Here is an 11,669-nt window from a genome sequence, read left to right on the forward strand (position 1 = left end):
TTCATTTCATGTTAAAATTACTTTTAGCCTAAGGAGGTTTTTTAATTGAAAGAGGTACTTTTACTATTTGTAGCTTATTTATTAGGTTCGCTACAATCAGGCGTTTGGATTGGTCAATTATTTTATAAAAAAGATATTAGAGATTTTGGTAGTGGTAACACTGGTACAACAAATACATTTAGGGTTCTAGGAAAAAAAGCTGGTATTATTGTTTTATTCATGGATATTTTAAAAGGAACTCTTGCTACTTCTTTACCATTATTATTTCACCTTGGTTTAAATCCACTTTGGTTTGGTGTTGCAGCTATTCTCGGTCATACCTTCCCAATCTTTGGTCATTTTAAAGGTGGAAAAGCTGTAGCAACAAGTGCTGGTATGCTACTAGCCTATAGTCCTCCGTTCTTCATCTATTCTGCTAGTATTTTTGTTATTATGTTATTTTTATCTAGTATGGTCAGTCTAGCTAGTATGGTTAGTGCTGTTATTATTACCATTTCGACAGTTGTTATTCCGCTTATCTTTCCAAGTATATTAGCTTATCAAGATTGGCTTTTAACTAGTTTAGCAGTAGCTATTTCTATATTTATTATTTATAGACATCGTGATAATATCAAACGAATTAAAGATGGAACTGAAAGTCATGTGCCTTTTGGTTTAAATAAAAGAAAAGATTAAAAAGAAGAGAAAGCTCAACGCTTTCCCTTCTTTTTTTGTATTAAGCGTAATAAAAAAACTTGTAGACTCCATGGTTAGTCTACAAGTTTTAACATTTTCAAAAAATGTTTTATGCTTCTTTTGTCATAACATCTTTACCATCGTAGTGGCCACAAGAAGGACACACGTGATGACTTTTTCTCATTTCACCACAGTTTGAACAAGCTGTTAAGCCTGGAGCTGATAATTTGTAATGAGTACGACGTCTATTTTTTTTAGCTTTTGACGTTTTTCTAGCTGGTACTGCCATATTGTTACACCTCCCTAAACAATAAGTGCGTGTTGCAAGAACACATATATTCCAATCTTACTCTTCGTCGTCTGTTACAAGTAACTCAGACAATTTCGCAAGACGAGGATCAATCGTTTGTTCTGAATCTTGAATTGGAGAAGTTTCCATATCATCTTCAGAAAGGACTTGCCAAAAATCACCTTTTGGAAGTTCGGTTGAATTTTGTTCTTCCTTAGTTAGCACTTGTAGTGGTAGGTTGAGTAGAATATAATCTTCTACTGCTTCTGTTAAATCAATTAAATCCTTTTCTAAAGGCATAATCAATTGTTTATCCTCTTCACTAACATCTACTAATGCGTTAATTTGTGCCTCTGTCATGTACTCTTCATCTATTGTTAACGATAAAGGTAAATCAACAGGTTCTAACGAACGAGATGACGGTAATGTGATCACCGTATTAACAACCATATGAGCAAGATAACCAGTTGAATCAACTTGAATAAATCCGTTAACGTCAACTTTTTTCAAACTCAAAATAGAAGGTTCTCTTGATTTTAAAGATTCTTCTAAATCAATTGTTTCTTCAAATGTTATTTGACTATTTCTGTATTTGTTTAACTCAGCCAAAGCCCACTTCATTTTACCACCCCTTAAGCAACAAAAATAATTATACTAGTCTCGTTTTCCTTTGTCAATCAGTTTTTCATTTGTTTTCAAGAAAGAAATAATTAATTAGACAGTCTTCTGTTTTCACCAATCATATTGATTTCTTTTGTTAGATATCGGACTCTTTCCATGATTCTTTTCGCTTTTAACGGTTCTTCCTCACCACGCTGAGTCACACTTAAATGCTCTCTTTCTAACTGTTTCATATCAAAATTAGAAGAAAAGAAAGTAGGTAACTGCTCTTGCATACGATATTGTAAAATAACACCTAAAATATCATCTCTGACCCAGCTACTCATGGAATCAGCCCCAATATCATCAATCATTAAGATTGGAGCTCGTTTTACAGCCTCTAACTTCTCTCCAACTGTATCTTTTTGAATGGATTGTTTCATCTCAACAGCAAATGTTGGGAAATGAACTAAAGTTGTTTGAAATCCTTTTTCAGCTAACGTATTGGCAATCGCTCCAAGTAAGTAAGTTTTCCCAACTCCAAATGTGCCTTGAAGATAAAGACCTTGATGGAACCCCTTAGGATTATCTTCAAACTCATCAATAAATTTGACAGCTTCTTGAAAAGCTTCAATTCGTTCTGTTGTTAGTTCTAATTTATCTAGTCTTGCCTCTCTAATATCTTTAGGCATGTCCATTGCTTTAACTCGGTTTCTGATAATAGCTTGTTCTTGCTTTTGAATTAAGTTCTCAGTTGGAACATAAGTGACGTCAATGTAGTGAAAGTTCATAAACAAACGAGGTTCATATCCTGGTGCAATCATGGAAGCATCTTTTAACTCATATTTTTTCTTTTCTTGGACAAATTCATAAAGTTTCGCATAACTTTTCACAATATCATCATCAGTTAATTGCTCACGATGTTCAGTGATAAATTCTTGTACATCTTTATCTTGCATCACTTCTTCCATAAGCTTATCTAATTTACTTGTTAAGTTCTTTGACTTTAATGTTCTATCTAAGCCCTTGCCAATATTTTCCATTACTTCTCACCTTCTTTAGGTTTGTTTGTTAGCTTATTAAGCTGTTCAGCAAAGAAAGCTTCTTCTTCTTTTGAAAGTCTTGTTTCTTTTCTGTTTGATTCATCCTTTGCCCATTCAGGAAGTGTTTCTTTTCTATTATTGCTTCTATTACTATAAGTATTATTTTTTGTTTTATTCTTAGGCTTTTCACGCTCTTTTTGAAGTTCTTTTACTTGCGTTAAAGCATCTTCTGGCGAAAAAATCTTTTTTTGAGCCCAATCGTTAGCAATTGTCATCATCATATTTTGGTTGATTGAAGCTTTATTTTGAACAACTAGTGTGTAATGGATCAACACATTTAAAACAGAATCCGGTAAATTAGATTGTGTTTTTAGCTTTTCAATCGTCCATCTCTCATTATCACTGACAAAGCCACCTTTTTGCGTCTTTATCGCCTTTAAAAAGATTAAAGGAGGTGTAGTATCACAAGCTATGATTACCTCAATCTCAGCATCAGAAAAACCTGTTAAACGTAAAGTATTTTTTCTTAATTGGTCTTTTTCTGTCTCTGTTAATCTAAGTTCTGACTTATTTTGAATGGCTGCTGTTGATTGTTCTTGTTTCTTTCGACTATGATAACCCTTATAAATTAATTGCTTGAAGTCTTTTTCAATAACTCGATTAGTCACATAATCTACTGATTGTTTCACGTAATCAAACATCTCAAGTTCATTGATTCCATATAATTGATGAAATAGCTCAATAGTACGTTTTAGTTCTTTTTCTATTTGTTCTTCATCGATGTGTAAATTTTCGATTAAGCTATTAAAGAAAATCCAATCAAAGCTCTTAGTTACTAATGGAATCTTTTCGTTTTCTTTTTTTAACGTTACATTTTGTTTAATCTCTTCTAATTCATTTTCATGACTTGCTAAGTGTGTTGAATTGAAATTAAACACATCTACAAAAGTTTTTGTCACCTCGAGATAATCTTCCATATCTCTTCTTTTAAAGTTAAAGTATTCACTTAATGATTCTACTTCTTTGAATCCTAATTTTTCAATTAATAATAAAGATAAAATATCATCATGCAGAAAAACACTTGGTTCAAGTGGTTGTTGTATTTCATAAATAAAGTGATTTTCTTGATCTAACTTTTTGACAAATGACTTTAACAAACCTACTGCTTCTAATTTTTCTCTTGCAGCATAAAAACTTGGTATCCCAATATTTAGCTGATTAAGCAAGACACTATGCATTTGAGTCTCTTTTTTAGAGCTAATTTTTTCCATAATAAGTAATGTATTTAAAAGCCCTATAGCATCGGTACCGACAATCGGTTGATACAACATATTTAGCACCATATAATCCATTTCTGAAATATATTGTGTTTTAATGACTGAAAATTTATCTTTCGGTTTTAAATGCTCCCATGCTTCACTCAAAGGTACCGCTCACTTTCTTATTCTCTGTTTTCTTTATCAATAACTTCTTGTAATTCTTCCAAGAAAACACTCATATCTTTAAATTGACGATAAACACTGGCAAACCGGATATAAGCAATTTCATCTAGGTTAACTAAATCTTCCATAACAAATTCACCAATCATTGTCGTAGATACTTCATTTTCTCCTAATGCTCTGATTCTATTTTCTACATTGTCAACAATTTGTTCCATCTTTTCCATTGGAACTGGTCGTTTTTCTGCAGAACGAACAAGACCTCTTAATACCTTATCTCGATTAAATTCTTCTCTTGCTCCATTTTTCTTAACGACTAAAAGAGGGGTTACTTCTACTCTTTCAAATGTTGTAAATCTAAATCCACAGTCTTCACATTCTCTTCTTCTTCTGATAGCTCTTCCATCATCAGCAGGTCGACTATCCACTACTCTGGAACCATTAAAATGACATTTTGGACATTGCATCTGCTTCACCTCATCTATTTTTACAGTATTTACTGAAAATCATTTCATTAATAGAGATATTATAACATGTAATAAGGAGAAAGGTATAGTCTGATTACTGTTTAGCCAAAAACAAAGAGACCAGGCGTACAAATCCTTGTCTCTTTTTAATCAGCTTAAATTTTTAAATCGGCCACTTCATCTGTTTAGTGTAAACAAACAGAAAATGGTCCATAATCAAAATAGTAAAATCTAGTTTAATTTGAAAATCTAGTTTCTTTAAAAATATCTAACCATCTATCAACTTGTAACTTAGTATTTTCGATTGTTCCTTCATTATCAATGATAACATCTGATAAAAGAGCTTTATCAACGATTGGCATTTGACTATTAATTCTTGCTAACGCTTGCTCTTCAGAAATATTATCTCTTAGCGTAAGCCTTGATAATTGTGTTTTTTGACTAACGAAAACAGTCATTATTTCATCACATTTTGATTCATAACTTGCCTCAAATAAAAGAGGAATATCCATTATGATCAGCTCATGATGTTCTCTTTTTAGTCTTTCAAGTTCTTCATCCATTTTCAATTCAATTTCTTGTCGTAGAATATTATCTAAAATTTCTCTTTCCTTATCATCATTAAAGATAATTTCTCCTAATTTTTTCCGATCCAACTCTCGTTCTTCTGTCAAAATTGATGAACCAAAGTGAGCGATAATCTTAGACAAACCTGGAGTTCGAGGTTTTACCACTTCCCTAGCAATAGCGTCTGCATCAACTACTGGAATACCTTTTTCTTTAAAACATTGACTCACTGCACTTTTTCCAGATGAAATGCCACCTGTTAAACCCAAAATAAAACACATAATACTTATCCTTTCCTAACTCTATAAATTTGACACATTGGACAATAATGAGTTCCTCGCTGAGCTACTTTCTTTTTCAATATCTCATGACCACACCTAGGACAACTTTCTCCATTTTGACCATAAACAAGAAGTGATACTTGAAAATTACCAGCATCCCCTAATGCATTCTTATATGATCTAATCGTCGTCCCACCAGCTTCTACTGCTTCTCCTAACACATTAATAATTGCTTGATGAAGTCGTTTGACCTCTTCCTTAGTTAACGTATTACCTTCTTGTTCAGGGTGAATCTCAGCTCTAAATAATGCCTCGTCCACATAAATATTTCCAAGACCTGTTACTAGAGTTTGATCTAGTAACAAAGGTTTAATTGCTTTTTTTCGTTTTTTTAATTGTTCTTCAAAATCATCTAATAAAAATAGTTCTTTTACAGGTTCAGGTCCAAGTTTTTTTAAACCTTTATACTCATGAGCTGTATCTTTTTCCAACAAGACAAATCTCCCAAATTTCCTCACATCTAAATAACGAAGTTCAGTGCCATCATTAAATTTAAAAATTACATGGGTATGTTTCATGATTGGATCACTTTGCTGATGGTATTCAAACTTACCTTCCATTCTCAAATGACTAATCATATCAAAGTGAGTTAGTTTAAAAATTAGGTACTTGCCACGTCGTTCTATTTCTTCTATGGTTTCTCCCATTAGATTAAGTTTAAACTCATCTATGTTTGAATGGTCAATAATTCGAGGCCAAAAGACTTCTACTTTAACTATTTTTTTCTTTCGAACAAGATTTTCTAACCCTTTTCTTACTGTTTCTACTTCTGGTAATTCTGGCATAACAAAACTCCTTATACTAAACGAATTTGATTAGTAAATTCATTATTATTTGGCTTCATACCAAGTATTTCCAACACTGCTATCTGCTTTTAAAGGTACACTTAATTGAACAGCGTTTTCCATTGTTTCTTCTACAATTTGTTGTAAACGTGGAATTTCTGATTTAGGAGCTTCAAAAACTAACTCATCATGCACTTGAAGAAGCATTGTTGCTTCCATTTTTTCATCTTTTAGTTTTTGATCAATTTGAATCATAGCAATTTTTAGAATATCAGCCGCACTACCTTGGATAGGTGTATTAATAGCTGTTCTTTCTGCAAAGCTTCTGATGTTAAAGTTTCTAGCATTAATATCAGGTAAGTATCTTCTTCTATGATAAAGAGTCTCTACATAACCTTTATCTTTAGCTTCTCTAACTACTTGTTCCATATAATCTTTAACGCCTGGATATTTTTCAAAGTAAGTATCAATAAATGTTTGAGCGTCTTGACGAGAAATACCTAGGTTCTGAGATAAACCATAATCACTTATACCATAAACAATTCCAAAGTTCACCGCTTTTGCTTGGCGTCTTAAATTACCATCTACATCTTCTTCCTTTTCAACACCAAATACCCTCATTGCTGTACTGGCATGAATATCTTGACCTTCAATAAAGGCTGCTTTTAAATGTTCGTCATCTGAAATGTGAGCTAAGACTCTTAACTCAATTTGCGAATAGTCAGAAGAGAATAATTGCCAATCTGCATTTCTAGGAACAAAGGCTTCTCTTATTTTTCGACCTTCTTCTAATCTAATTGGAATATTTTGCAGATTAGGATCAACTGAACTTAATCGTCCTGTCTGCGTCAATGTTTGAACGTATCTTGTATGAATTTTATTATCTTCAAAAATAACTTTTAGTAAGCCTTCAACATACGTTGATTGTATTTTAGCAATTTGACGATAAGTTAAAATATCATCAATAATAGGATTTTCACCTTGTAGTTTTTCTAAAACATCAACAGCAGTAGAATAACCTGTTTTAGTTTTCTTGATAACAGGTAAGCCCATTTTTTCAAAAAGGATAACACCTAATTGTTTTGGTGAATTTAAGTTAAATTCTTCTCCTGCAGCTTCGTATACTTTTTGCTCTATTTCGTTTAATCTTTTAGCAAATTCACCTTTCATCTCTTGTAAGCGACTTGCGTTAACTGTAATTCCTTCAATCTCCATCTCGCCTAAAATATGGGCTAATGGCAATTCTATCTCATTAAATAAATCAAGTTGATTTTTACTTTCCAACTCTTCCATTAATGGTTCGTATAAGAAATCAATAGCATGAATCTTCCTTGCTAAATGCTCAAACATCTCTGATTCATTTTCAGGTAACCCTTTTTTAGCTCCCTTACCATAAACAGCCTCATCTCGGTCAACATCATAATAATTAAATTTTTGCGCAATTTCAGCAATATCTTCGCTATTATTAGTTGAATCAATTAGATAAGAAGCTAACAGTGTATCAAATTTTACACCTTTTAAGCTTAAACCAAAGCGATTTAAAGCAACTTCAGTACGTTTTGTATCAAATACTTTTTTAGTCATATCTTCATTTTTAAGCCACTCAATAAATAATGGTTCTTCAAATAAATCAAGATTAGTTGATACATAGCAATTTTCAGCATTTCCAAATGCAAAACCAACAACCTCAGACGTGTGATAGTTCTCATCTAGCATCTCTACATAAAGTGATAAATCAGTTTGGAACATCTCTTTTGTTAAAGAATCAATGACTTCATAATGAATTTCTTTTTTGTCTTCATTATCAGCAGTCACTAAACTTGAATCCAATTTATTTAAAAATGAATTAAAATCCATTTCCTTATAAAAAGGAACTAAGACATCAAGATTTTTTCCATCAAAACCTAATTCATCCACCTTAATATCAATTGGTGCATCAATATTAATAGTTGCTAATTTTTTACTCATTAACGCTATTTCTTTTTCATTAATAAGATTTTCTTTCATTTTACTTTTTTTCATTGAATCTATATTTTCATAGACGCCTTCTACCGTATCATACTCTTTTAATAATTTAATAGCTGTTTTTTCACCAATCTTAGTCACTCCAGGAATATTGTCAGACTGGTCTCCTGCTAGTCCCTTCATATCAATTATCTGATTTGGAACTAATCCATATTTTTCCATAATATGCTCTGGTGTATAAGATTCAATTTCACTAACACCTTTAACGGTAACATCAACACGGATATTGTCAGAAGCTAATTGAGTTAAATCTTTATCTCCAGATAAAACAACTACATCAAATTTTTCTTTATCAGCTTGAGTTGCTAATGTGCCAATAATATCATCTGCTTCATAATTTTCTAGTTCATAATGCTTCATTCCTAAACCTTCAATTAAATCTCTTAAATAAGGCATTTGCTCTTTAAATTCACTTGGTGTTTTTGCTCTTCCTGCTTTATAATCTTCGTAAAAAGAATGTCTAAAAGTTGTTTTTCCTGCATCAAAAGCAACTAACACATGAGTTGGCTTTTCTCTTTCTAAAACATTTTCCAACATATTATGTACTGCATATAAGGCATTCGTATGTAAACCACTTTGATTTTTAAAACGCTCCAAAGATTGATACAATGCAAAGAAACCTCTAAAAGCAATACTATTTCCATCAATTAATAATAATTTATTTTTTGCCATACTGACACTCCATTCCCGTACTATTCTCAACCATTCTATCAAAAATCATACCACTTTGCGAAAAGAAATCACTCAAACAAAAAAGATTCTCCTAGATTTCCTAGAAGAACCTTCTTAAATACTTATTAGTCTCTACCAAAAATTCTTAATAGTGATAAGAACAAGTTCACTAAATCAAGATATAATGTCATCGCACAATAAATGGCTAAGTTTGAACCTGCTTGATCGCCCATTTCTTGGTAGTATAATTTGATTTTTTGATTGTCCCAAGCAGTTAATCCTGCAAAAACAACAACCATAGCAAGAGAAATCGCAAAATCTACTGCTGAACTTTTAAGAACAAATAGGTTTAACACAATTGCAATCAAAGCTCCAATTAAAAAGCTATACATTGCGTGTCCCATTGCGCTTAAATCTTTTTTAATAAATACACCAACTAGTGACATGCCGATAAACATTCCTGCTGCCGTCACAAAGGCTAATGTTACATCTGTCGCATCATACATAAAAACTGTTGCTGAGATAGTTACACCTGTTAAAATTGTATAAGCAATGTAACCTAAAAGTGATTTACCAGAATTACTAAAAGCATTTTTACCTAAATAAATCACTAAACCAATTTGAACTCCCCACATTAAGAAGAAATTCAATCGACCACCATAAACAAAGCCTAAAACTTCATTTGGGAAAACATTAATTACCAAGAAAGATGTTATAGCACTTAGTAAAATACCTAAACCAAGATATCCATACACCTTACTATAAAATTTAGAAATACCTGTTGCTTTTTCAACGTTATGATTATTGTCCATCATCATCAATCACGTCCTTTTCAGTTATTTGTTTAATCTTAGTTGGTTTTACCATTACGACCGCGTCTAACACTCTGACTTCTTCATAATTTTGAGCTTTGACAGAAACCGTTACAACTTCTTTCAGCAAATCAATTTTTATGATTTCAAAATGAAAAGTAAGCGTCTCATAATGATAAACCGGATTAACTAAGTTAAAAGATAAATTAACAATATTAGATCCTGGCCCAGGTAAATGTTTTGAGATGACACTCGAAATAATTCCCATCAACATAATACTTGGAACAATTGGTTTTTCATATTCAGTTCTTTCGGCAAATTTATGCTGAATAAACAAAGGATTGGCGTCATTTGTTAGTCCTAAGTATAACAATAACTGACTATCTTCAATTGTTTCTGTGATACTTAACGATTCGCCTTCAGATAATTCATCGATGGTTTTACCATCTTTTTTTTGAAATTTTAGCACCATCACTATCTCCTATCTGCTAAAAAATTACATATTGTTCCTTATAGTATTACCTAAAAGTTGTTCATATGCAACTTGAAATTTCTGAACATCTCCAGCACCCATGAAAATCACAACTGCTTCCTCATGGTTTAAAAGTGGTGACATGTCGTCTAAACTTAAGACTGTTCCACCTTTAGAGATTTTGTTACCTAAATCTTCAATTTTAACTTCTCCTGCATCTTCTCTTGCTGAAGCAAAGATTTCACATAAATAAACACTATCAGCTAAATCTAAAGAAGCTGCAAAATCATCCATCAAGGCAATAGTTCTAGTGAATGTATGTGGTTGGAAAACAGCCACAATTTCTTTATTCGGATATTTTTGACGCGCTGCATCAATTGTTGCTTTAATTTCAGCTGGATGATGAGCATAATCATCAACTAAAATAGTATCTGCAACTTTTTTCTCGCTAAAGCGACGCTTAACACCGCTAAATGTTGCTAATTCTTTTGCAACAAGTTCCATATCAAGACCTTCTAAGTAACTAATTGAAATAACACTTAGAGCGTTCATCACATTATGGAAACCAAATGCCGGTACAATAAATTGTCCAATTAATTTATCTTCATAAAAGACATCAAAACTTGAACCAGTTGTTGTGCGTTCAATATTTCGAGCTTGGAAATCATCTTCTTCTGTTGCACCATAATAGTAAACAGGTACATCTGTTTTAATTTTTCTTAAATACTCATCATCACCAAATGCAATGATTCCTTTTTTAACGCCTTCACCAAATACTTGAAAGGCACTAAAAACATCATCAATGCTCTCATAATAATCCGGATGGTCAAAGTCAACATTAGTGATAATTGCATAATCTGGTTGGTAAGACAAGAAGTGACGACGATACTCACAAGCTTCAAAAGCAAAGAATTCCGCTTCTCTTTCTCCATGCCCAGTTCCATCTCCAATTAAAAAGCTCGTTGGTTTAATACCAGATAAAACATGAGCTAATAAACCTGTCGTACTTGTTTTACCATGAGAACCTGTTACAGCAATACTTGTATACATTTTAATAAATTCACCTAAAAAACGGTGATATCTAATAACATTTAGACCTTTTTTTAATGCCGCTTGAATTTCTTCATGTGTATCAGGAAAAGCATTACCTGCAATGACTATTAAATCATCTGTAATGTTTGCTTCACTAAATGGAAGAATCTTAATGCCTTCTTTTTCTAGTTCTCTTTGTGTGAAAAAGTATTTTTCAACGTCAGATCCTTGAACTTTAAAGCCTTTTTGATGTAATAATAAAGCTAATGAGCTCATGCCTGAACCTTTGATTCCTACAAAATGATATGTTTTATTTTTATGAATTTCCATAAAAATCCCCTTTTCTCTTCTAAATACACTATTTGTGATTTGTATTAAATATCTATGTCATTATCGTATAATTAAGTTAAATAATCAACAAAAAATACTTACACGGACAATACCGATGTA

At 32.1% G+C, this 11,669-nt stretch carries 12 protein-coding genes; 1 reads left to right on the forward strand and 11 read right to left on the reverse strand.

Annotated elements, in window-relative coordinates; genetic code table 11:
* Positions 1-45 precede the first annotated feature (45 nt).
* Complete coding sequence (gene plsY, locus H9L18_RS08730; protein WP_126795581.1) at positions 46-675, forward strand: glycerol-3-phosphate 1-O-acyltransferase PlsY; 630 nt, start codon at positions 46-48, stop codon at positions 673-675.
* A 109-nt stretch (positions 676-784) separates the two neighbouring features.
* Here the strand turns inward: plsY and rpmF are convergent, their stop codons facing one another.
* The 11 genes from rpmF to murC form a co-directional block, all read right to left on the reverse strand.
* On the reverse strand, positions 785-964 hold the full coding sequence (rpmF, locus tag H9L18_RS08735) for a 50S ribosomal protein L32 (protein WP_126795579.1): 180 nt from the start codon (positions 962-964) through the stop codon (positions 785-787).
* A 57-nt stretch (positions 965-1,021) separates the two neighbouring features.
* On the reverse strand, positions 1,022-1,585 hold the full coding sequence (locus tag H9L18_RS08740; protein WP_126795577.1) for a YceD family protein: 564 nt from the start codon (positions 1,583-1,585) through the stop codon (positions 1,022-1,024).
* Positions 1,586-1,674: 89 nt separating this feature from the next.
* A complete protein-coding gene (dnaI, locus tag H9L18_RS08745; RefSeq protein WP_126795575.1) occupies positions 1,675-2,607 on the reverse strand; it encodes a primosomal protein DnaI in 933 nt (310 codons plus the stop codon).
* Positions 2,607-4,031 carry a replication initiation and membrane attachment family protein gene (locus H9L18_RS08750; RefSeq protein WP_126795572.1) on the reverse strand — a complete coding sequence of 475 codons (1,425 nt, stop codon included), beginning with the start codon at positions 4,029-4,031 and terminating at the stop codon, positions 2,607-2,609. The genes dnaI and H9L18_RS08750 overlap by 1 nt, the downstream gene beginning before the upstream one ends.
* Positions 4,032-4,048: 17 nt before the next feature.
* A complete protein-coding gene (nrdR, locus tag H9L18_RS08755; protein WP_126795570.1) occupies positions 4,049-4,513 on the reverse strand; it encodes a transcriptional regulator NrdR in 465 nt (154 codons plus the stop codon).
* Positions 4,514-4,749: 236 nt separating this feature from the next.
* Positions 4,750-5,361: a dephospho-CoA kinase gene (coaE, locus tag H9L18_RS08760; protein ID WP_126795568.1), complete on the reverse strand. Its 612-nt coding sequence runs from the start codon at positions 5,359-5,361 to the stop codon at positions 4,750-4,752.
* A gap of 5 nt (positions 5,362-5,366) precedes the next feature.
* A complete protein-coding gene (mutM, locus tag H9L18_RS08765) occupies positions 5,367-6,206 on the reverse strand; it encodes a DNA-formamidopyrimidine glycosylase (protein WP_126795566.1) in 840 nt (279 codons plus the stop codon).
* 45 nt (positions 6,207-6,251) lie between these two features.
* A complete protein-coding gene (polA, locus tag H9L18_RS08770) occupies positions 6,252-8,903 on the reverse strand; it encodes a DNA polymerase I (RefSeq protein ID WP_126795564.1) in 2,652 nt (883 codons plus the stop codon).
* A gap of 125 nt (positions 8,904-9,028) precedes the next feature.
* Positions 9,029-9,721 (reverse strand): Bax inhibitor-1/YccA family protein, encoded by a 693-nt coding sequence (locus H9L18_RS08775; protein WP_246433270.1) that lies wholly within the window; start codon positions 9,719-9,721, stop codon positions 9,029-9,031.
* Positions 9,705-10,184 carry a MaoC family dehydratase gene (locus H9L18_RS08780; protein WP_246433271.1) on the reverse strand — a complete coding sequence of 160 codons (480 nt, stop codon included), beginning with the start codon at positions 10,182-10,184 and terminating at the stop codon, positions 9,705-9,707. Before H9L18_RS08780 ends, H9L18_RS08775 begins: the two co-directional genes overlap by 17 nt.
* A gap of 27 nt (positions 10,185-10,211) precedes the next feature.
* Positions 10,212-11,549 carry a UDP-N-acetylmuramate--L-alanine ligase gene (gene murC, locus H9L18_RS08785; RefSeq protein ID WP_126795560.1) on the reverse strand — a complete coding sequence of 446 codons (1,338 nt, stop codon included), beginning with the start codon at positions 11,547-11,549 and terminating at the stop codon, positions 10,212-10,214.
* Positions 11,550-11,669 lie beyond the last annotated feature (120 nt).

This window comes from Vagococcus carniphilus, from assembly GCF_014397115.1.
In the GTDB taxonomy this organism is placed as follows: Bacteria; Bacillota; Bacilli; order Lactobacillales; family Vagococcaceae; genus Vagococcus; species Vagococcus carniphilus.